Annotated in this window: 20 protein-coding genes; 6 read left to right on the top strand and 14 right to left on the bottom strand. The window is 59.5% G+C overall.

Annotation, left to right across the window (positions count from 1 at the left end):
• Positions 1-62 precede the first annotated feature (62 nt).
• Both ABRP64_RS09215 and ABRP64_RS09220 read right to left on the bottom strand, forming a co-directional pair.
• The gene (locus ABRP64_RS09215; protein ID WP_349866236.1) at positions 63-257 is read right to left on the bottom strand and encodes a PadR family transcriptional regulator; all 195 of its coding nucleotides are present in this window, start codon (positions 255-257) and stop codon (positions 63-65) included.
• 470 nt (positions 258-727) lie between these two features.
• On the bottom strand, positions 728-1315 hold the full coding sequence (locus ABRP64_RS09220; protein ID WP_284783587.1) for a three-helix bundle dimerization domain-containing protein: 588 nt from the start codon (positions 1313-1315) through the stop codon (positions 728-730).
• 166 nt (positions 1316-1481) lie between these two features.
• Between ABRP64_RS09220 and ABRP64_RS09225 the strand changes: the two genes are divergently transcribed.
• The gene (locus ABRP64_RS09225; RefSeq protein WP_349866238.1) at positions 1482-3329 is read left to right on the top strand and encodes a chorismate-binding protein; all 1848 of its coding nucleotides are present in this window, start codon (positions 1482-1484) and stop codon (positions 3327-3329) included.
• Positions 3326-4078, top strand: a complete 753-nt coding sequence (locus ABRP64_RS09230) for an aminotransferase class IV (RefSeq protein WP_284783590.1) — start codon at positions 3326-3328, stop codon at positions 4076-4078. The genes ABRP64_RS09225 and ABRP64_RS09230 overlap by 4 nt, the downstream gene beginning before the upstream one ends.
• A gap of 62 nt (positions 4079-4140) precedes the next feature.
• On the opposite strand, the gene ABRP64_RS09235 is transcribed toward ABRP64_RS09230, so the two are convergent.
• From ABRP64_RS09235 to glf, 4 genes are all read right to left on the bottom strand, one after another.
• Entirely contained in the window at positions 4141-5616 is a 1476-nt protein-coding gene (locus tag ABRP64_RS09235) for an ATP-binding protein (protein WP_284783591.1), read from the bottom strand.
• Positions 5617-5776: 160 nt separating this feature from the next.
• Positions 5777-6706, bottom strand: coding sequence for an alpha/beta hydrolase (locus tag ABRP64_RS09240; protein WP_284783593.1), 930 nt, complete (start codon positions 6704-6706; stop codon positions 5777-5779).
• A 23-nt stretch (positions 6707-6729) separates the two neighbouring features.
• Positions 6730-6945: a hypothetical protein gene (locus ABRP64_RS09245; RefSeq protein ID WP_284783595.1), complete on the bottom strand. Its 216-nt coding sequence runs from the start codon at positions 6943-6945 to the stop codon at positions 6730-6732.
• A 62-nt stretch (positions 6946-7007) separates the two neighbouring features.
• The gene (glf, locus tag ABRP64_RS09250) at positions 7008-8204 is read right to left on the bottom strand and encodes a UDP-galactopyranose mutase (RefSeq protein ID WP_349837008.1); all 1197 of its coding nucleotides are present in this window, start codon (positions 8202-8204) and stop codon (positions 7008-7010) included.
• 157 nt (positions 8205-8361) lie between these two features.
• On the opposite strand from glf, the gene ABRP64_RS09255 reads away from it, so the two are divergent.
• Positions 8362-10263 carry an N-acetylmuramoyl-L-alanine amidase gene (locus ABRP64_RS09255; RefSeq protein ID WP_284852539.1) on the top strand — a complete coding sequence of 634 codons (1902 nt, stop codon included), beginning with the start codon at positions 8362-8364 and terminating at the stop codon, positions 10261-10263.
• A gap of 19 nt (positions 10264-10282) precedes the next feature.
• Here the strand turns inward: ABRP64_RS09255 and ABRP64_RS09260 are convergent, their stop codons facing one another.
• The 6 genes from ABRP64_RS09260 to serS all read right to left on the bottom strand — a co-directional run bounded on the left by ABRP64_RS09260 (position 10283) and on the right by serS (position 18404).
• Positions 10283-11113, bottom strand: a complete 831-nt coding sequence (locus ABRP64_RS09260) for an HAD family hydrolase (RefSeq protein WP_349838634.1) — start codon at positions 11111-11113, stop codon at positions 10283-10285.
• Between the two features lie 22 nt (positions 11114-11135).
• On the bottom strand, positions 11136-12683 hold the full coding sequence (glpK, locus tag ABRP64_RS09265; RefSeq protein ID WP_349838635.1) for a glycerol kinase GlpK: 1548 nt from the start codon (positions 12681-12683) through the stop codon (positions 11136-11138).
• A gap of 30 nt (positions 12684-12713) precedes the next feature.
• Positions 12714-13451 carry an MIP/aquaporin family protein gene (locus ABRP64_RS09270; RefSeq protein WP_284771165.1) on the bottom strand — a complete coding sequence of 246 codons (738 nt, stop codon included), beginning with the start codon at positions 13449-13451 and terminating at the stop codon, positions 12714-12716.
• 12 nt (positions 13452-13463) lie between these two features.
• Positions 13464-15188: a glycerol-3-phosphate dehydrogenase/oxidase gene (locus ABRP64_RS09275; RefSeq protein WP_034667312.1), complete on the bottom strand. Its 1725-nt coding sequence runs from the start codon at positions 15186-15188 to the stop codon at positions 13464-13466.
• A 300-nt stretch (positions 15189-15488) separates the two neighbouring features.
• Entirely contained in the window at positions 15489-17120 is a 1632-nt protein-coding gene (locus tag ABRP64_RS09280; RefSeq protein WP_349866240.1) for a lysophospholipid acyltransferase family protein, read from the bottom strand.
• Between the two features lie 27 nt (positions 17121-17147).
• Positions 17148-18404, bottom strand: a complete 1257-nt coding sequence (serS, locus tag ABRP64_RS09285; protein ID WP_349866242.1) for a serine--tRNA ligase — start codon at positions 18402-18404, stop codon at positions 17148-17150.
• Positions 18405-18469: 65 nt separating this feature from the next.
• Here serS and ABRP64_RS09290 point away from each other — a divergent pair, with 65 nt between their 5' ends.
• Genes ABRP64_RS09290 through ABRP64_RS09300 form a run of 3 tightly spaced genes read left to right on the top strand, consistent with a single transcriptional unit; the run spans position 18470 to position 20644 of the window.
• Positions 18470-19219: a GntR family transcriptional regulator gene (locus ABRP64_RS09290; RefSeq protein ID WP_349866243.1), complete on the top strand. Its 750-nt coding sequence runs from the start codon at positions 18470-18472 to the stop codon at positions 19217-19219.
• Positions 19220-19246: 27 nt separating this feature from the next.
• A complete protein-coding gene (locus ABRP64_RS09295) occupies positions 19247-20296 on the top strand; it encodes a septum formation family protein (RefSeq protein ID WP_284796735.1) in 1050 nt (349 codons plus the stop codon).
• On the top strand, positions 20297-20644 hold the full coding sequence (locus ABRP64_RS09300) for a metallopeptidase family protein (protein ID WP_284796737.1): 348 nt from the start codon (positions 20297-20299) through the stop codon (positions 20642-20644).
• Here the strand turns inward: ABRP64_RS09300 and ABRP64_RS09305 are convergent.
• Together ABRP64_RS09305 and pheA are read right to left on the bottom strand one after the other, a co-directional pair.
• Positions 20641-21294, bottom strand: a complete 654-nt coding sequence (locus ABRP64_RS09305; RefSeq protein ID WP_284771172.1) for a histidine phosphatase family protein — start codon at positions 21292-21294, stop codon at positions 20641-20643. The genes ABRP64_RS09300 and ABRP64_RS09305 overlap by 4 nt on opposite strands.
• Positions 21295-21303: 9 nt before the next feature.
• Positions 21304-22212 carry a prephenate dehydratase gene (gene pheA, locus ABRP64_RS09310; protein ID WP_284796738.1) on the bottom strand — a complete coding sequence of 303 codons (909 nt, stop codon included), beginning with the start codon at positions 22210-22212 and terminating at the stop codon, positions 21304-21306.
• Positions 22213-22219 lie beyond the last annotated feature (7 nt).

A 22219-nucleotide genomic window follows, 5' to 3' on the forward strand; every position in this document is an offset into this window, starting at 1 on the left:
GTTACGGAATCGAAAGGTACTACGGTGGTCGCCAGCCTCATTCATAAGGGGCCCACCGTCAGTTACAGATACACCACGCTACTGGACGCAACCAACCGAGTTAAAAGCGGATACACGGTACCGCTTTTAAAATCTCCAAGATTGAAACTTACGAGCATCTTTCTGATCTCATAACCGTATGACTCTCCCTTTGAAAGAATCGCCAGAATCGACAAGGGCAATACCGAAGATGCAATTTTACGAGTCCATTGCTTCACGAAACCTCCAACAAATATTTCAACCCAAGATAGGTCGATAACCTATATAGGTAGCAATTCTACCTACGATAAGGGTTGTCCCTCTAAAATGCGCGGACTTAAGTCAATTGATTTTCTTTACACCATTCTCAAAGAGAATATGGGCAATGGCACTAGCCCTGTCCTTAACCACAGGGGTCGCATTCAGCCGCTTACCAGCAACACCACGGAAACCAATGACGCCTGAATAGGCCAACTCTTCTATAAAAACGACACCACACGAAAGGACGCAACCGCTATTTGCGGGCAACCCCAATATTCTTAAAAGTGTCCGGATCCCCTCCTGCTACTTAACCCCTGTCTTCGACGCCGCGGGCTTCCGCTCGCGCCGCCCGCTCTATCTGGCCTACCACCGGAATGGAAGTACACTGCATGCATGATGAAAGGGCTGAGGTTTCCCTCAGCCCTTTTTGCTTTCGCCCTGCCTTAGGCTAGACGCGCACGGATTCAGTTACCGGGTCGATGCCCAGCTTGTTCAGCATGTAGTAGACGCGGGCCTCTAGGTCATCGGCAAGCTCGCGGGCCTGCTCAACGGCCTCAGCCGGGGCGATGTCCCAGATCTTGATGTCCTTGCCGGCCTCATCGCGCTCGACCTCGCGACCCAGGTACACGATGTAATCCGGCATGGCCACGGTCCGCACCTCTTCGAGGTACTTCTTGGGAGCCTGGCCCATGCCGCGCTCGCTCATGACGTGCGCCAGGTGGTCATTGCCGTCATTTTCCGGGTGGGCGGCGGCGGTATCGACGTAGAGCGCCTCCCCCGCGTGCTTTTTGGTGAGGTCCGCGGCGGCCTTGGCCAGGGCGTGGTTATTGCCTGCGGCGAAGCGAACGTGGATGCGGTGGGCGCCGAAGAACTCGCGCACCTCGCGCTCTACCAGCACAGGGATGAATTCCACGAGCCCGGCGTGGGCGGTGTGCTTGGCGATGACCTCGTCCAACTTCGCATCGATTTCAGCACGGGTATATCCGTGACCGTACTTGGTGTGCAGGTCGTGACGGAGGGTTTCAAACCGGTTCATTGTTATCCCCTTTCCTGGATTCTTTCCCCGTTTGCTTGTTGTTAACTTAAAGTTAACTTTACAACGCGGTGTGACATACGTCAATTGGTTGGTCGTAACCCAGTAGTTAAGGCGCGCGTGGAGCAAGTTACGCGTGGGGCGCACTGGGCTATAGACTCTGCCTTTGATGATCCTGCTCATTGATAATTACGACTCGTACACGTTTAACCTCGCCCACCTCATCGCAGAGGTCTCCGGAACCGAGCCGCTCGTCGTTCCCGCGGGCGAGGCCGCCAACATTCCAGATCGCGTGCGCGCCGGCGAGTTCAGCCACGTGGTTATCTCCCCTGGTCCAGGAACCCCGGAGGAAGAAAACGACTTTGGCATGTCCCGGCACGTTATCGAGGCAGCCGCCGCAGCGCGGATTCCCCTGCTCGGCGTCTGCCTTGGCCACCAAGGCTTGGCGATGCTCGCCGGTGCCCGCATAAGCCGCGCGCCCGAACCGCGCCACGGCTTTGTCTCCACCATTAGCCATTCCGGCGAGGGAATTTTTGCCACCATCCCGCAGGACTTTCAGGTGGTGCGCTATCACTCGCTGCACATTGAACCTGCCCCCGGCATCACCGTGCATGCCCGCAGCGAGGACGGCACCGTCCAGGCCCTCAAGGTCGATGGCCTGCCTCATTGGGGCGTGCAATTCCACCCCGAATCGGTGCTGACACAGCACGGCGCGACCCTGCTGCGCAATTTCCTCGGCGGTTTTCGCCTCCTCCACCGCGAGGTCCCCGGCGCGATTGACTGCCCCAGCGTCTTCGCGGCGCTGCAGGCAGACGGCAACGATGCCTTCTTCCTCGATTCCGCCGATGCGCGCGGGCGCTATAGCATTCTTGGCGATGCTACCGGCCCGCTTAGCCGCTCCTTTCGCTACCGGCTTGGCGATGCCCCCGATATCCTCACCGCCCTCGAGCGCGAGCTATCCACGCAGGTCTTTGATGCACCAGATCTGCCATTTACCGGCGGGGTGGTAGGTTTCCTCGGCTACGAATGCGCGCAGCTTACCCTGCCCATCCAACTGCGCCACCGCTCGCCTTATCCCGATGCCTACTTCATCCAACCGCAGTCCTTCCTTATCTACGACCACCACCGGCAGGTAGCGCACCTGTGCTGCCTCGACGGCGACGGCGCGCAGGACCTGCTCGACCGGCTGGAGGAAGCCCTGGAAGGTGGGCAGGTGGGAAGCGAGGGGGCATCGGCAAGCGCGGGCGCCTGGCGCACCACCGACTACCTGGACCGCATCCAGCGCGCCCAAGAGCTCTTGCACGCCGGAGAAAGCTACGAGGTCTGCCTGACCGATACCTATACCGCGCAGGCCACCGGCGATATTTACGCGGCGCTGCGCCGGCACAACCCGGCACCATACGCGGCGCATCTGGTCTTCGACGACGTGGAAATCTGCAGCGCCTCGCCCGAGCGCTTCCTCAGCGTGCGCGATAACCGCGTCGAGGCCAAGCCCATCAAGGGCACCATTCCAGCCCACCAGGACCCCGCGCTGCTTCGCGATGACCCCAAGACCCGCGCCGAGAACCTCATGATCGTGGACCTTTTACGCAACGATCTATCCCGCGTATGCGAACCCGGCACCGTGCGCGTTCCGAGGCTGATGAATGTGGAAAGCTACGCCACCGTGCACCAGCTGGTCTCCACAATCACCGGCCAGTTGCGCCCCGGCGCCACCGCGCTCGATGCCATCCGCGCCGCCTTCCCGCCCGGCTCCATGACCGGCGCGCCGAAGCTGCGCACCTGCGAGATTATCGATGCCCTCGAGGCAGGACCCCGCGGCGTCTATTCCGGCATCGTCGGCTACCTCGGCTATTCCGGCGAGGCGGATTTCAGCGTGGTGATCCGCACCGCGGTGCGCGCGGGTTCCGAGGTCACCGTCGGCGCCGGCGGGGCCATCGTCCTCGATTCCGATCCCGCAGCCGAGCTGGCCGAAAGAAATCTCAAGGCCCAATCTGTCATAGGGGCGTGGTCATGAGCTCCTATATCTGGCGCGACGGCGCCTTTATCCCCTGCACCCCACCAACCGCTTCCTGCACCGTGGCCGATTCCTGGCGCCATTCGCAAGGCCGCACGCACGGCCTCCAGCTCCACCTGAAGCGCTTCGAATCCGCCGCCGGGACCTTGCCCGCAGGCTTCGTCCCCGCCATGCTGGAGCTGCTTTCAGGCGGCGAGCTCTTTCCCCGCATTGTCCTCATAGCCGGCAACCTATACCTCGATATCCGGCCTGCCCCGGCCCCGCGCGCCCACACGCGCCTTACTTATGCTAAGGCCCCCGATCCCCGCGCACAGCCTCTAGTTAAAGGCCCGGACTTGCCCGCCTTGGCCGCCTACCGCAGCCAGTATCAGGTAAGCGGCACCGATGACACCGCGATTGTCGATGCCCACGGCGCCATCGCCGAAACCACCACCGGCGCACTCATCGCCTGGGACGGCGACACCCTCCTGCTTCCCACCGGCGTGCGCCTGCCCAGCGTGACCTTGCGCCAGGTCTTGGGCCGCTGCAATGACTTGGGACTTTCCACCGCGCAGCACCCATTGACCCCGGCACTCGCTGCGGAATGTCCCCTGTGGTTTATCAACTCACTGCACGGCATTAGCCCCGTCAGCTCCATACACACACCACACGGTTCCATCACTCCGCCACCGCACCCGGAGGCCGCAAGCTGGCAAAACTGGTGGTGGCAGGGTTTTAGCCCCGCAGGTGCAGGCGAACACTACACATAACACTCAACACAACACTGCACATGTTGAGTGTTGTGTTGAGTGTTGGGTGTTCAGGCGCCTGCCTATGTAACCAATCGATACCTCTGTTTAGGGCTGCGCAAAGGCTCCGTACGCTCGATCCGTCCACTATCTACCAATTGGTTCAGGATTCTGCGCACCCCACCTACAGAAATCCCGGCAGCCGCCGCAAGCTCACGGCTATTCGCAGACTGATGCTGGGCCAAATACTCCATAATCCGTTCACTAGAACCGCCGTGTATAGACGCACTCCGCTCCGGCAAAGTCATTTCACGCCGTTCAAAAGTTAACGTAAACGTGGTCAACGAATCCGCCGGCTTCGGCGGAGGAAGGAGTGTCTTTTGCAGCTGATCAAGAATCTCAATGTATCCAGTTCCACGGTTTTCCGCCACGTACCCAGACCCTCCGGAAATCGCCGTTACTTCCAATAGCTTAGACAGGTGCTGATTCCTCGCACTTGTCATGCCTGGATTCCCAAGGTTATTGACGTTCACCATTCCAAAAAGGCCACCCGGATTAATGATTTCTAGCCGGTCAGCGTACATATCAACCTGAACCTGTGTCCCTCTAGCCTGAGGAGAATAGTCCCTGTGCATGAGCGCATTAGCAACCGCTTCCCTGACCGCTACTGGAGGATAATCCGGCAAGTCTTCTCGGAACGCTCCATCGACGACGCCGCCTACCCGCATATTTTTCTCAACCGCGAAAACCACCGCTGGCACCAATTCCGGAATCGGGCCTACAAAACTCGCGTTATCAACAAATCTTTGACCTTTGGTCGAGGTCTTGGCCGTTCCCGCATAAGCAGTAAAAGTTACGTTGAGCCGCGGGAAAAATTCTTGCGGATAAATGCCGGCTACTAATAAGCCAGCCAAGGTCGGATGAACTTCCCCATCCTCTCCTACGCCGGTGAGATGCAGGGCTTTCAATGCCCTTTCATCAGAGAACTTGCCAAAAATCCCAGGCCGCAGGCTTCGTTCGCGCTCTAGGATTTGCTGGACGATGTCCCGATCGAGGTCTGCAATAGTAGCCGCCTCCACGACCTCCAGATCCCACGAGGGCTGCATCTTATTTTCTTCGAGACGATCGATTTCATAGGGCTTCAAAAGCCGGTCTTCATCGTGCTCGCGAATGTAGCTCCCGTTATATTTAGATTGCGCAGTAACCCAGCACGGTTTATCAAAAGGCGCAAGCTCGGGAATTTCCGCAACTACTACCGGCGCGCCATCGACAGCACCAATTTCTACATCGGCACGGATAGCAGGGGTCAATTTCTCCGCGCATGCCTCCACAAATGCTTTGGCTATGGACTCGGCTTGGAAGCCTTCGACGGGAAGAAACCCCGACTCCTCATCGAGGCCGAAGATGATCGTTCCACCTTTTCCGTTGGCAAAAGCAGACACCGACCGCGTTATCTTCTTGGGCAGGCCTCCACCAGCTGCTTTTGCTTCAACCGTGCTGGTGTCTTTGCCTATGGCACGCAAATTGTGAACAATCTGCTCAATTTCTTCTAGGTCCATCGTTTCCCCGTTTGCCTCTCACCTTCAGCCGAGCACTACACATAACACTACACATAACACTCAACACAACACTCAACATGTGCAGTGTTGTGTTGAGTGTTCGTGTTAAGTGTTGGGTGTTCACGCCGAGCTTTCTATTAGCTCCGGCAGATCGCGGCCTTTAGCCTTGGGCTCGCAGCGCACGCTTTAATTCGCTGCCAATAATGGTGCGCGCAATCAACGCATCCGAAATAATCCCGCCCATCTGGACGAACGGATGGACTTGACCCTTAAATTCGATAGAACTCACTACATTGCCCGCATTGAGCATTCGCTCAGCGTAGTCACTTACCTCAGAGACCAACGGATCGAGTTCACCGGTGATCACTGTCGCTGGGGGTAGCCCCGCCAGTTCGCCATTCCTACCGGGTGACATACGGATATCCGTGCGGTCTGCAGTGCCCGCATAAGAATCATAAAAATAGTTAAGGCGCCGTCGAGTGAGGTAGTAGCCGCCGCTAAAGTCCGAATGGGATTGCGTATCAAAGGTGGATAAATCCATGACGGGATAAATCAGCACCTGATGCGCCAGCTGATCGCGCAGTTCTTGTGCGATGACCGCTGCGATATTGCCGCCGGCGCTGTCACCGCCCACGGCAACGCGGGCTGGATCGACACCAACCCCCAATTCTCCTTGTAGCACCCCGTCTACTACCGCCCGGCAATCATCCAACGGTGCCGGGAAGGGGTGTTCCGGTGCACGACGATAGTGCACACTGATACACATAATTCCAGATTCTGCGGCAATATCCCGCACGGTTGTATCCGTGGTCTCTAAATCCCCCAGCACCCAGCCGCCTCCGTGGAAGAAGATGAAGGCGGGCCCTGCCGGCTGGGCATCGGAAAGCTCCCGCTCCTCCGGTATATAAACCCGCACCGTGACACCGCGCACCGAGGTCTCATACACAGACGCCATCCGGGTTTTCTTGCCCCACGCCGCTGCCGTTTTCAGCTGGGCGGCACGGTTTTCTTCCGGGCTACGCGTATCTAGCTGTGGGGCATCCTTGTTTAAGTCGAGGAATTTTTGGGCTTCAGGCTGAATGAACACCATAAAAATACTTTCCAGTGCTGCATCTATTGAGCAATGCGAGCACTCATAATTGCGGGGTTAAGTAGCGGAAAGGCCCGCCGGGTGTTCCGGCAGGCCTTCTTTGCTTGCTGCTTTTTCTTATCGGGAATGCGCGTTGCGCGGCTGCGCAGTTTCAAATGCTCCTGGAGCCACTCCGGGGACATCTTCCACATGCTGCGGTCCGCGTGCCCGGGCTTGGTGTATTTCTTGCGTTGAGCCATGCCGTCACCTCCTAACCTGTGAGGTGACTAAGCATAGCGTGCCCAGGGCAAATTAGCAGCTCTTAGTGGCCGCGCTCTTGCTCGATGGCCTTGCCCTCGTTCCAGAAGGGTACGAGCTTGTTATCGAATAGGGACAGAGCGGCGCCGATGGCCATGTGCATGTCCAAGTACTGATAGGTGCCCAAGCGGCCGCCGAATAACACCTTGTTCTCCTTGGCTTCTTGGGCCGCTAGTTTGCGGTACGCCTCCAGCTTGGAGCGGTCCTCCGGGGTATTGATGGGGTAATACGGCTCATCGCCCTTATCGGCAAAGCGCGAGTACTCCTTCATGATGACCGTCTTATCGGAGGGGTAACGATCCTTACGCTCAGGGTGGAAGTGGCGGAACTCGTGGATGCGGGTGAAGTCCACATCAGCATCGTTGTAGTTCATCACCGGGGTGCCCTGGAAGTCACCGGTATCGAGGACCTCGAGGTCGAAGTCCAAGGTGCGCCAGCCGAGCTCGCCTTCGGCGAAGTCAAAGTAGCGGTCCAGCGGGCCGGTGTAGATAACGGGAGCATCCGGGGACTCGGCGCGCAGATCCTCGCGGACATCGAACCAATCGGTATCCAGGCGGACCTCGATGTTTTCATGATCCGCCATGTTTTCTAGCCACGCCGCATAGCCATCGACGGGCAGGCCTTCATAGGTGTCGTTGAAGTAGCGGTTATTGAAGGTGTAGCGCACCGGCAGGCGGGTGATATTGCTGGCTGGCAGTTCCTTGGGGTCGGTCTGCCACTGCTTGGCGGTGTAGTCGCGGATGAACGCCTCATAGAGCGGGCGGCCAATGAGCGCGATGGCCTTTTCCTCCAGGTTCTTGGCCTCATCCGCAGAGAATTCGCCGGCCTGGTCCTTGATCAATTCGCGGGCCTCATCGGGCGAGTAGTAACGGCCGAAGAATTGGTTGATAAGCCCCAGCCCCATGGGGAATTGGTAGGCGGTGCCATCGTGCATGGCAAAGACGCGGTGCTGGTAGTCGGTGAAATCAGTGAACTGGTTGCAGTACTCCCACACGCGCTTATTAGAGGTGTGGAAGAGGTGCGCGCCGTATTTGTGCACTTCAATCCCGGTGGTGGGCTCCGCCTCGGAGTAGGCATTGCCACCCAGGTGCTCGCGGCGCTCAACAATGAGCACCTTCTTTCCCAGCTGGCTAGCGGCCCTTTCCGCAACGGTCAGGCCAAAGAATCCGGAACCAACAACGATGAGGTCATAAGAAGTCATGGCTTCCACTTTATTGCACTCCAGAGGGGAACACGGGTCATCGGCGTGTCGCAACAAGATTCACAGCTGCCACACTCGTAGCATCACTATCAACTGTTAACTTTTGGCAACCGTTTTTACAGCTACATCGGCACTTACTCAACCCAGGGAGAATAGAGTGAAGCAACGACGTCGACTAGTTCCCACGAGGTCAACGTGGACCACACCCGTCATCGCGACGGTTTCCTCCATTGCCCTCGTCATGGCGGCCGCATTCGGCGGCCAGCAGGTCCTTAAAACCCAGGACTCCGGTTCTGGCGGACCCATCGAGGTTAAAAACGCCTCTGAAAACTTTAGCAACGCCGACTCCGTCGTCGTTGATGATCCCGCCGTGGCAGCGCAAGGCGATGGCGAGGGCCCGCGTGCCGTCAAGCACTTCCACCGCGACGAGGCGTTCAACATGTTCGCCGTGACCTGGGAGGGCAAGCGCGACGTGCACTCCTTCGTCCGCTCCAAGCAGGAGGACGGCTCCTGGAGCGAATGGTTCGATATGGATGCCATGAACTACGGCGATGGCAAGAACGGTACCGAGCTTATTTACGTGGGCGATACCAACGATGTGCAGGTATCCATGGCCAATGTGGACCTCGTAACCGGTTCCAACCTGGATGACGATGCTGAGTTGCCCGATAAAGCAACCGGTGCTGCGGATGCCAACCGCGCCGCCGCGCAGCCCTATAACGTCGGCGATATCGCCCCAGTAGCTGATGAAAACAACACCGACCGCACCACCGTGTCGGACCTGGATGCCGTCTTTATGGACGGCAATGCCCAAGAAGGCCAAGCCATCGAACCTACTGCCGCCACCGATGGCATGCCAAAGGTAGTGTCCCGCTCCGGATGGGGCGCCGATGAATCTAAGCGCTGCCAGCAGCCCACCTACGATGACGGCATCAAGGCGATGACGCTGCACCACACCGCGGGCTCCAATAACTACACCCCGGCACAGGCCGCCGCGCAGGTTCGCGCTGCCTATGAATACCACGCTCAGAACCTGGGCTGGTGCGATATTGGATACAACGTGCTCGTGGATAAGTTCGGCACCATCTACGAGGGCCGCTACGGCGGTCTCGACAAGGCCGTCCAGGGCGCACACGTTGGTGGCTTCAACTCCCACAACTGGGGCATCTCCATGATTGGCAACTACGAAAATGAAGAACCGTCAGAAAAGATGCTGAACTCGGTGGCAGAAATTGCCGGGTGGAAGGCCGCGATCTCCGGCATCGATCCCACGGGCACCGCTACCCTGACCTCTGGTGGCTTTGGCGGATCCCGCTTTCCAGCCGGCGCGCAGGCTACGGTACCCGCATTCAGTGGACACAATGATTTCCACTACACCCAGTGCCCGGGTCGCTACACCACGCAGAACTGGCAGCAGATCCGCGATAACACCAAGCAGAAGTACAACGCGGTTAAGGCTGGCGGTAACTCTGCTGCAATGAACTGGGATAAGAAGTCGCCATCGAGTAACGGCGGTCATTCCACCCCGGGCGAGGCCACCTCCTCCATCGGCGGGGTGGACATTCCGGTATCGACCATCCAGGCCTTGGCAGGCATCGCCGCCGCCGTATTCGGCGTCCTAGTGTCCAATGACCGCGTGGCACAGCCGGATGCTGATAAGAAGCTTGCCGGTGACCTGACCGCTGGCGATATTCCGAATATCGTCAACAAGGTTGTGCAGCTTTCTAATAACGAAGGCCTCAAGGAATCCTGGACCTCCGTCCTGAACGCCTTTGGTCCCGTCTTGGGTCTCGCCGTTGGCGGACCGGACACCACCGATTCCGGCAAGATTATGTACCAGCTCTTCAAAAACGGTGTGGTCCTCTCCTCCGAGGACTCCGAGGCAAAGGCCCTGACCGGAGAAATTGCCAAGAAGTGGGCGGAAGGCGATAACGCTTCCAAGCTCGGCCTGCCCACCACAAACGAAATGAAAGACGGCAAGGAAATCCGCGTTCAATTCCAGGGCGGCGAGATTGTCTACAACATGGATACCGAAAAGGTAGACATCTACACCGACTAACCTCCCCGTGGAGCGGAAGTTAGAACCAGCGCTCCAATACCTGTGCCACGCCCGCCTGGTGGTTGGCCACGGTGACCGCATCAGCGGCCGCCTTCACCGCCGGGAGGGCGTTTTCCATTGCCACCCCGCAGCCGGCCCAGGTGAGCATCTCAATATCGTTGGGCATATCCCCAAAAGCAATGGTCTCTTCCTGCGCTATCCCATGCTGGTTGGCCAGCCACTCCACACCCCGGCGCTTGGTGACATTAGGGGCCGCGACCTCTAATACACCCTCCTGCATGGAATAAGTAATATGCGCCAGCTCCGGATCAATATGGGGAGCAATCAAGTCGTAGAGTTCCGGTGCGGAATAATCCGTATTCCGGATAAGCAGCTTGACCACCGGCTGCGCCACCAGCTCGCCCACGCCGACCACACCAAAGCCCTCAAAGAGGGCATTTTCGGAGTAGTGAGGGTCGACCACGAAGAGCTGATCGGGGGCATCGGCAAGCGAACCGCCCGCCCGCTCTGCGCCAAAGCCAACCGTGCCGAGGACGCGCTGCGCTACCGTCACCACCTCTTCTAGCGCGTCTGGATAAAGCTCCCGCGCCGATAGCACGCGGTCTTCCGCGGAATCATAGAGCACCGCCCCATTTGAGGTCACGCATACCGGGCGCACCGTGAGTTGCTCTAGGACCGGCTCTATCCAGCGAAAAGGCCTGCCGGTGGACAAAGCAAAATAAGCACCCTGCTGCACCGCCCGCGCCACTGCGTCGCGGTTGCGACGCGGGACGCGATGATTGCGGTCCAGCAGGGTGCCGTCAATATCACTCGCGATGAGCCGAGGGGCCCGGGTAGGGAAAGTATCCATACCCGCGAGTTTACTTCAGGACTTAAAAGTCCAACTCATCCTCATCGGAGTCTTCCCAGTTCAAGGAACGCTTGATAGCGCGCTTCCATTCACCGTAGAGGTAATCCACCTCTTCTTGCTCCATCTTGGGCTTGAATACGGTGAGGTCACCGCGCTGGGCATCCAGAATGCTGAGGTCTTCCCAGAAGCCATTGTCCAAACCGGCAGCGACAGCGGCGCCGGTTGCGGTGGTCTCAATGTTCTTCGGGCGGTGTACCTCCACGCCCAAGATGTCAGCCTGGAACTGCATGAGCAGCTCGTTGGTGGTCATGCCACCATCCACGCGCAGCTCGGTGATTTCCACGCCGGAGTCCGCCACCATGGCATCTGCCACATCGCGGGTCTGGTAAGCGGTTGCCTCGAGGACGGCGCGAGCCAAGTGTCCACGGTTAGCAAAGCGGGTCAGGCCCACGATGACGCCGCGGGCATCGGAACGCCAGTGCGGGGCGAAGAGACCAGAGAATGCCGGGACGATGTAAACGCCGCCGTTATCCTTGGTCTCCCGCGCCAAGTTCTCGATGGCAGAGGAATTAGGAATGAGCTGCAGGTTATCGCGCAGCCACTGCACCAAGGAGCCACCCATGGACACGGAGCCTTCCAGTGCGTATACGGGGCGCTCGCCCTCGCGCTGGAAACAGACGGTGGTCAGCAGGCCGTTTTCAGAGAACTTCGGGGTGGTACCGGTGTTCAGCAGCAGGAAAAGGCCGGTGCCGTAGGTGTTCTTGGCCGAACCCGCACGGAAGCAGCCTTGGCCGAACATAGCGGACTGCTGGTCACCCAAGATGGCGCGAATGGGAACGCCGGCGAGGGAACCGCGCTCGCGGACGGTGCGGAAATCACCCAGGGACGGGCGGATCTCCGGCAGCATGGACATCGGGATGCCCATTTCCTTACACAGCTCTTCGTCCCACTCCAGCTTTTCGATGTCCATGAGGAGCGTACGCGAAGCGTTGGTTACGTCCGTTGCGTGCAGCGCTTCCTTGTCGCCGTCTCCCTCGGCACCACCGGTCAGGTTCCACAGCAGCCAGGAGTCAATGGTGCCGAAGAGCAGGTCGCCCTTTTCGGCGCGCTCGCGGACGCCATCGACATTGTCGAGGATCCACTTAACCTTCGGGCCGGCAGGATAGGAGTTGATCAGCAGGCCGGTGCGGCGGCGCCACTTATCCGGGCCCTCTTCACCAGCCAGTTCCTTACAGATAGCGGAGGTGCGGGTGTCCTGCCAGACGATGGCGTTGTAGACGGGCTCGCCAGTGTTCTTATCCCACACAACGGTGGTTTCGCGCTGGTTGGTGATACCGACAGAGTCGATATCTTCTACTGTTATATCGCCATTGGCCAAAGCCTCCCCCACGGCGCGGCGGGTGTTGCTCCAGATCTCCTGCGGGTCGTGTTCTACCCAACCCTTTTCTGGGAAGATCTGCTCGTGCTCGAGCTGGCCCACGGATACCTGATCGCCATCGTGGTTGAAGATGATGCAGCGGGTTGACGTGGTTCCCTGGTCAATAGCTGCGACGTATTTCTTATCACTCATGTGTCTAATTTCTCCTGTATAGGGGTTGGATTAAAGCGCAATGGACAGTAGACCAACGGCGACGGCCGAAAGCAGCGGGCCAACAATCGGCACCCAAGCATAGCCCCAGTTAGCGCTGCCCTTGTCCTTAATGGGTAGGACGAAGGCGTACATCAAGCGTGGACCCAAGTCACGAACCGGGTTGATGGCGTATCCCGTAGGCGTACCCAGGGACAGGCCGACGGCGACAACAACGAACGCCACACCGAAGTAGCTCAGCGGTCCCAGCTCGCCGCCGGCAGGGCCGAAGGCGATGAACATCAACAATACGGTAGTAGCGATGAACTCGGTCACCGTATTCCAGCCATTGTGCGGGTGAGCAGGGGCCGTGAAGAAGATACCGGCGGTTTCAGAATTGGCACCGGTGACATTGCCCTCTTCGTCGTAGTTATTCGCATCGAAGAGCTGCTTGAATGCGGCCCAGGCTAGGAAGGCACCGAACATAGCGCCCAGGATTTGGCCCAGCGCGTAGAACGGAACCAAGTTCCATTCGAGCGAACCATTGAGTGCGAGCATGAGCGTTACCGCAGGGTTCAAGTGACCGCCGGAGGGGTCGGCGACGCTGGCGCCGACGAAGACGCCCATGCCCCAGCCCAAGGCAATAACAATCCAGTCGGAGCCACGAGCGCCCGAGGTGCGGAGGTTTACCAGCGCGCACACGCCATTACCAAGAAGCAGCAGCAGCGTGGTGCCGATAAACTCCCACAAAAATGCATCAGATCCAGCCATAAGTGTCTCCCCTTATCCTTGAGTCTCGGTCGGACGAGCGGAGCCAGCGCGGACCAGAATGTCGTTAGCTTCGCGGTCAGTTACAGCTGCCTCAGCGGCCAGCTCTGCCTCGGTGTGCTTGGTGAAGGTATCCACCTCGAGCTGCTTGTCTTCCTCGCTCCAATCCAGCAGCGGAGCAACGAAGTCTGCAACAGCGGGAGCTGCGTTGACGCCACGGTCACCGAATTCGATGGCAACGCGGAGGCGACGGGTCAAGATATCGTCCAAGTGCAGCGCGCCCTCATGGGTGACGGCGTAGCGCACCTCAGCCCAGAGGTAGGTCTCTGCGCCAGGAACGGGCTCGAGCAAGGACTCGTCATCCTGCGCAGGAGCCAGAACCTCACCCAAAAGCGAACCGTAGCGGCCGAGCAAGTGCTCGATGAAGTCCTCGCTCAGGTTGTAGCGGCGGGCCAAGGTAGGAATCTGGTTGGCCAGTGCGTGGTAGCCGGCAGCACCCAGGATCGGGGTGTGCTCGGTGATGGATTCCGGCACCTTGCCGCCGAGTTCTTCCACGGCCAGGTCAACTGCATCCTTACCGATGACACGGTAGGTGGTGTACTTACCACCGGCAACGGAAACCATACCCGGAGCTACGCGAGCCACGGCGTGGTTGCGGGACAGGTTGGTGGTGGAATCGGACTTACCGGATAGCAGCGGGCGCAGGCCGGAGTAGACACCGACGATGTCATCACGGGTGATCTGGCGGCGCACGCGCTGGTTGACCTCATCCAGGATGTAGTCAATATCCGCCTTGGTGGGGGCGGGATCCGGCAGGGATAGGCCCTTTTCCCAGTCGGTATCGGTAGTACCGATGATCCAGTAATCGCCCCATGGGATGACGAAGAGGACGGACTTTTCGGTCACGAAGCACAGTGCTGCTTCTGCATCCAGGGCATCCTTTGGCACGACGATGTGCACGCCCTTGGAAGCGTGAACGGTGAACTTGCCTTCCACACCGGCCAGCTCCTGGATCTTGTCGTTCCAGACGCCGGTGGCGTTGATGAAGACCTTACCGCGCACGGTGGTCTCGCGGCCGGTGGCGGTATCACGGACCTTAGCGCCAACGACGCGGCCGCCGCGGTCCTTGTCAAAGCCGATGACCTCGGTATTGGTGCGCACATCGGCGCCGTACTCAGCGGCGCTGCGCAGCACGGTCATGGTGTGACGGGCATCGTCCACCAGGGTGTCGTAGTAGCGCACACCGCCGACGATGGCGTCTTCCTTCAGACCCGGGGTGACCTTGAGGGCACCCTTGCGGGTGAGGTGCTTTTGCATCGGCACGCTCTTTGCGCCACCCATGAGGTCATAAAGGGTAAAGCCACCGAACATCATGACGCGTTCCCATACGTGGTGGGTGAGCGGGAAGATGAACTTCAGCGGCTTGACTAGGTGGGGAGCCAACGTAGACATGTTGAGCTCGCGTTCCTTCAGGGACTCTGCCACGAGGCGGAAGTCAAACATTGCAAGGTAGCGCAGGCCACCATGGAACATCTTGGAAGAGCGGGAAGAGGTACCTGCGGCGAAGTCGCGGGACTCCAGCACTGCGGTCTTCAAACCGCGGGTCGCTGCATCCAGTGCCGCGCCGGCACCTACGGAGCCACCACCGATGATGACCACATCGTAGTCCTCATCCGCGTAGCCATTCCACACATTTTCAAAATATTCGGGGTTAAAGGATTGATTGCTTTGCTGGGTCATTATAGACCGCATCTCCTTCCTTGGTGCTCATGTGTGCTTGCTCCGACAAACAATGAATGAGATGGCGTAAGCACAGCTAAAAGCAAGTTTTGGATGATTCATGATGGCGACTATTGCACTCTAAAAAGAAGAGCCAATATCTCCTATCTCCTATGCTAGAGGTCACCGGGTAAACATTCACTAGAGGTTTCTCACACGTAACTTCCGGCCCCGTAAGCAGTCAATTTCCGCCCTTTGCTTAGTCATTCAAAAAGAAAACCACCCCCTCGCGGGGGTGGCAACGTCAACGTTTGCACACGGCTAATCTTTTTGTAGCCGGGCCATCGCTTCCAAAACCTCGGACATACCTGCGCGCTCGGCGGAATACGTCACTGCCTGCGCCTCCTTGACCACCTCGATGGGTGCGGTCTCTAGGGCAACGACCGGGATGTGATTCAAAAATTCTTCATCTCCTGGCTCATTACCAAAGACCAATGTCTCGCTCGGCTTGGCGTCCAAATCATCTAGGATGCAGTCCACGCCGGCGGCGGCCGTGGCCGAGGTAACCTTCATCGCTTCCTTGTCCACCAGCGGCTTTTCGGCCTGTTCATCAAGCTGGATATGCCACACCGCCTGCGGGACATCGAGATCCGCATCGCACGACACCACGATGAGTACCTCCGCCGCGGGGTAGATGCCTTCTAGCGCCGCCTTCAACCGCGGGGTCAGGGCACCATCTTCCCAGTTCAGCGTGCTTTGATGCGCCACTACTACGCGCGGGATGTCAGAAAACTGGGCCTTGAGCCGGTGCGGCAGGCGGGAAACGATCAGGCGCGATTGGGTCGCCGCGGCGAGCAATCCTTGCTCTACCACGGATCCTTCCCAGATCTCCTTGCTGCTTGCGGCAATTGAGGCCTGGGCCTGCGCCACATCGGTCTTCAATTGCGCCATGACATCGGCGACCTTATCCCTGCCTTCATCCAAGCCACGGGTCGCCTCTTCCACCACGGCATTGAGATTGGTTTTGACCCACTCCAAGGTATCGGCCGCGATGTGCTTCTTTTCCTGTGCCTCGTCGCCTTCGTGTATTTCCTGGGCTTCCTTACCTTTAGCAGAGGCCATGTGGTTGCGTACGAGTTCAACGGAGGAAACGGAAACGCGCTCTTTGAGCCCTACCAAGTCATCGCGCAAACGACGCACCCGGTGCCGCTCCGTTTCCACCTCCGCATCGCGCGCCTCGGCCTCTTCCAGCGTCGGGGCGGAACCGCCCTTGCGCGCGGGCACCCAATATTCGCCGGCGGGCATGGGTCCGAACTCCGCCTCGTAATCCTCCCAGAGTCCCTCCAGGGCCGCCTGCATGCGGCGGCGGATTTCTGCGGTATCGGCTTCTGGATCCCCGGTGGGATAATACGGCTCGAGCGCGGCGATAAAGACCGGAGTCTTGGTGCGTCCCAAGTTCTTCTTGTGGCCCTTTGTCCACAGGCGCTGCGAACCAAATATCACCTGCGGTACAACCGGCACGCCGGCTTCAAAAGCGATGCGGGATGCGCCGGTTTTCATGCTGCGGATTTCAAAGCTGCGGGAAATCGTGCCTTCAGAAAAGACGCCGACGAGCTCGCCGGCTTCGGCAAGCTCCACCGCCTTGCGCAAGGACTCTTTGCCATCGATGCGATCTACCGGCACGTGCCCCATGGCACGCAGCAGGGCGCCCACGCCCGGGGCACTAAAGATGCTGGCCTTAGCCAGAAAACGCACTAGACGCTTTTTGCGATAGGCAATGAACGCACCGAAGAGAAAATCCATATACCCGGTGTGATTGCACACGAGGACGGCGCCGCCGTCATCGGGAATATTTTCTTCCCCCGACAGACGCATCTGCAGGCCTTGGGCCAAGGTGAGGCCGCGCCCAAAGTGGGTGATCTGGCGGTACAAGAAATTCGTCGCAGCGTTCATGGTGCTCCTTTGGGTTTGCTCCGCAGGCTACTGCGGCGTGAGAACATCCTTGCCCACGAATGGGCGCAGGGCCTCTGGAACAACGACGGAGCCATCGGCTTGTTGGTGGTTTTCCAAAATTGCCACAATCCAACGGGTGGTGGCCAGGGTACCGTTCAAAGTGGCGGCTACCTGCGTTTTCCCGTTCTCATCGCGGTAACGGGTAGATAGACGGCGGGCCTGGAAGGTCGTGCAATTGGAGGTAGAGGTCAGCTCGCGGTAGGTGCCCTGGGTTGGCACCCACGCCTCGTTATCGAATTTGCGGGCAGCAGAAGAACCCAAGTCACCGCCGGCGATATCGATGGTGCGGTACGGCAATTCCATCGCAGCCAGCATTTCCTTTTCCATAGCGAGGAGCTTTTGGTGCATGTCCTCAGCATCTTCCGGCTTGCAGTAGACAAACATTTCTAGCTTGTCGAATTGGTGCACGCGCAGGATGCCGCGGGTGTCCTTGCCGTGGGAACCAGCCTCACGGCGGAAGCAGGAGGACCAGCCGGCGTACTGCAGGGGGCCATTGGACAGGTCGATGATCTCATCCTTGTGGTAGCCGGCCAAGGCTACCTCGGAGGTGCCCACGAGGTAGCGATCATCGGCCGGGAGGTAGTAGATCTCATCGGAGTGCTGGCCCAAAAAGCCCGTTCCGGCCATGATCTCTGGGCGCACCAGAACCGGCGGGATCATCAGCTGGAAGCCGGCTTCCCGTGCCTTCTGCGCCGCCAGCATCAGCATGCCGAGCTGCAAAAAGGCGCCATCGCCGGTGAGGTAGTAGAAGCGGGCACCGCCGACCTTCGCACCGCGCTTGACGTCAATGAGCCCCAGGGACCCGCCGAGCTCAAGGTGGTCCTTTGGCTCGAAATCGAAGTGCGGGATCTCGCCTACTTCTTCAACGAGAACAAAGTCATCCTCGCCGCCGGCGGGCGCGCCTTCGACGACGTTATCGATCTTGTACTGCAGCTCTTCCACCGTGGCCTCAGCCGCGGCCCGAGCCTCTTCTGCTTCTTTTACCTTGGCCTTGAGCTCATCTGCGCCTTCCAGCAACGCTGGGCGTTCATCTGGGGAGGCCTGACCAATCTTCTTACCCAGGGATTTCTGCTGGGAACGCACCTCGTCTGCCTTCTGGATGGCAGAGCGACGCTTCTCATCGGCTGCGAGGAGCTGATCCACGAGCGAGGGGTCTTCCCCACGGGTGACCTGAGAGGCGCGGACAACGTCTGGGTTTTCACGGAGTAGCTTGAGATCAATCACGGAACTGATTCTAGCGCACTGCCTTTGCCTTGCCGTGGTAATAACCAGCGAATTATTATGGAATCATGTCCTCCTTAGAATTGCCGGCCCGCGAGATTAGCGATGGCCCCACCCCAAAGCACGCCCAATTGCACGATATTCTGGAGGAATTATGTAATACCACCCTCAAACCCGGTGATATCCTCCCTGGTGAGAGGCTCTTGGAGGAGACCTACGGTGTCTCCCGCATTACGGTGCGCCGAGCCATCGGGGATCTCGTTACCGCCGGTAAATTGCGCCGCGTGCGCGGAAAGGGCACGTTCGTTGCCCCCAACCCCTTGGTATCGCGCCTGCACCTGACCTCCTTTTCCGATGAAATGAGCGCCCAGGACGTGGTGGCCTCCTCCAAGATTCTCAATAGCGGCCGCGCTAGCGCACCGGAGGCGGCCACCAACTTCTTTGGCACCCCTGCCACAGAGGAACAGATTCATTTGCGCCGGCTGCGCTTGGGCGATGGCGAGCCTTATTCCATCGATGACGGCTGGTACAACTCCACCTTTGCGCCGAGCCTGCTGGAAAATGACACCTATAACTCGGTGTACTCGATTTTGGATAAGACGTTTGGCGTCCCCATCACGGACGCGGACCAGACCGTATCCGCCATTGCCGCCAATGAGGAGATTGCGCCGCTTCTCGATGTCCCCGTGGGTTCCCCACTGCTGCACATCGTGCGCTGCTCGCGTTCGGGGGATAAGCCCGTGGAATGGTGTTCCTCGGTCTACCGCACCGATAGGTACCACCTGAATACCCGGGTTTCCCGGGATACCTCAATCTAGAAAAGACCCTGCTTAAGGGGTAAGATAATGGGCCTTATGAAGAAATCACCTGCGTGGCGCTCCGCTGTGGCCGTCCAGATTGCCTTGATCTCAGCAATCGCGGCGGCCGTTTTCATGGGCATCTACGGCATTGCCAGCAACCACGGCTCCAACGGGGCCGATAATACGGCCTCTTCTGAGCAGTCCGCTGAGGGCGGTGCGGATGGCTCGGGATCTTCCGATTCCAAAACGGAGCCTTTTACCTCCGCTTCCGCCGGATCCTGCGTGACGTGGGATATCAACGAGGATGGTTCTGCCGCTTCCTTCAAAGAGGTGGAATGCTCCGAGCAGCACCGCTTCGAGGTCTCCACCGTGGAGGATCTCAGCGTCTACCCCACCAGTGAATTCGGCCCAGATGCCTCGCGGCCCGCGCTTACCCGCCAGCACCAGCTGCGCGATGAGCTCTGTGAATCCGCCACGGTGAGCTACCTGCACAGCAAGTGGGATCCGCACGGCAAATACGATATTGCCTCCATCCTGCCGCCGGAATCCGCGTGGAATAACGGTGACCGCACCCTGCTGTGTGGCCTACAAACCACCGATGATCACGGCGTACCGCAGTTGACCACCGGCAATGTCGAGGCCTCCGAGCAGGCCAATCTGGCTAAGCCGGGCGAGTGCTTGGCCATCGATGATCAGCAGGTACCGCACGTCGTGGACTGCGGCCAGCCACACCAACTGGAGACAGTATCCGTCATCGACCTGGGCAAGAAATTCCCCGACGCGTACCCGGATGGCAAGGAAATGGATAAATTCCTCTCGGATACCTGCACGGCCGCCGCCGAGGACTACCTGGGTGGGGAGGAGCAGCTCTACCAATCCACGTTGCAGCCGTTCTGGGGAACCGTGTCTGAAGAGTCCTGGAATGGCGGTACCAAGTCCGTGAACTGCTCGCTCGTCCACGCCCGCGATGATGGCGGCTTTTCCTCCATCACCGGCGCCGCCACCGGCGGCCGCCAGGCGCTTTCCATCGACGGCAACCCGCCGGAAGAGCGCCCAGAGCGCAACCCGATTCGCGATAATAAGCCGGCGCCGTAAATGTATTCCGTATCGGAAGAACGCTTCGAGGAAATGGTCAATGATGCCCTCGATCAGGTGCCCGAGGAATTCGTGCGCAAGATGCGCAACTTGGTGATCATGGTGGAAGAGGAAAACCCCGATGATCCCACCTTGCTAGGGCTCTATGAGGGCGTGGCCCTGCCCCAGCGCACCTTCGACCACACCGGGTATTTGCCCGATGCCATCTTCATCTATCGCAGCACGCTACAGCGCTGGGCCGCGTCAGAAGAAGACTTGGCCGAGCAGGTCAAGGTCACGGTCTTCCACGAGCTAGGCCATTACTTTGGCATGGAAGAACACGAACTGCACCAGCTGGGCTGGGGTTAGAGATCGATATCGGCCCAGCGGGTAAGCGTCCATTCGCCGAATTTCTTGCCACGCGGCTCCATCACGGTAAAGCGGCAATTGGGCATATAGCCGGTATAGGCAAAGTCCGCATCCGCGCCGGTGGCGTGCTTGGTTACCACACGGATAGCGGCGCCGTGGCTAACGAGGATGACATCGCGGTCATCGGCAAGCTGCGCCGCAATCTCTTCCAACGCCGGCTGGAAACGCGAAAGCACGTCCTGGAGCCGCTCGCCGCCTTCCATGGCGGCCTGGCTATCGCCATAGCACCAGCCGCGCATGGCCGTATCGTGGCTGCGGTGGGCGGCCTCGCTGGCATCGAGCTCCCAATCGCCGGCGAAAATCTCCTGCACATTCGGGATGACATCGATGGGAATGGAAAAGCGCGGCAGGCCCCGCTCCTGTTCAAAGGCGCGCGCCGCCAAGGTGGCGGTCTGCTGCGCCCGCAGCGCAATCGAGCACTTGAATTCGACCTCGCGCTCGCCCACAAAACCCGCTAGTTCCCGGCCCACCTCCGTGGCCTGGTTGCGCCCCAGATCCGTAAGCTCCGCGCCCGGCGGGCGGGTATCAAGCAGCCGGGAGACGTTGGAATGGGTTTGGCCATGGCGCAGCAGGATGATTCTTCCAGTCATGCGTCCAGATTATTGACCTCTGCGCGCCCTCGCCACCCAGGCATCCGCCTCAGCCAAGTCCCGCGGCGGGTGGCCAGCGGGCGTCGCGGTGGGCCAGGAGCCCAAAAAGCGCAGTTCCTCCGCCCGCAACCACACCGCGCGCAGGGCCTCAGCAACCGGCTGGTCATCGATGTGCCCAATCAAGTCCACATAGAAGCGGTAGTTACCAAAGGTTTGGCGCGTCGGCCGTGACTCAATCCGGGAGAGATCCACCCCACGGTGGGCAAAATCTTGCAGGGCCCCCACCAGGGTTCCCGGCTGGTTGGGCAGGGTGAAAATGACGCTGGTGCGGTCCTGGCCGGTGCGCGCGGTCGGGCGCCCCGGCAGACCCACCAACACGAAGCGGGTGGCCGCGCCCTGCACGTCAGCCACGCCGCTCGCCCTGGTTTCTAGGCCGAAGATTTCGGCCGCCCGCGCTGGCGCCGCCGCAGCGTCGACCTCCCCGCGCGCTACGGCCTGCGCCGCCGCCGCATTCGAACTAGCCGGCACGAATTCCACGCCCGGTGCGTTCTCTGCTACCCAGCCGCGGATTTGTTGGAAGGCCACCGGATGCGTGCTCAGGCGCGCGATGTCTTTCGTTCCCGGCCTTGTCATGATGCTGAAGGTAACGGGGATATCTACCTCGCGGTAAATCTGTACGGGATCGCCTTCTACCAGTGCATCAAAGGTCGTCGTCACCGCTCCATCCACGGAATTTTCGATGGCGACGCAGGCATAATCGGCCTGCCCGGCGCGCACCGCCGCCACCGCCGCCGATGGCGAGTCCACCGGCAGGGTCTCCACGGTCTCCCCGCGCGCTTCCCACTCGGCGGCGAATTTGTGCACGGCGGCCTCAGTGAACGTACCGGCGGGGCCTAAGAAAGCGATGGTTGTAGTCATGCCCGTC

This window comes from Corynebacterium sp. KPL4015, assembly GCF_040225725.1.
GTDB lineage: Bacteria > Actinomycetota > Actinomycetes > Mycobacteriales > Mycobacteriaceae > Corynebacterium > Corynebacterium rhinophilum.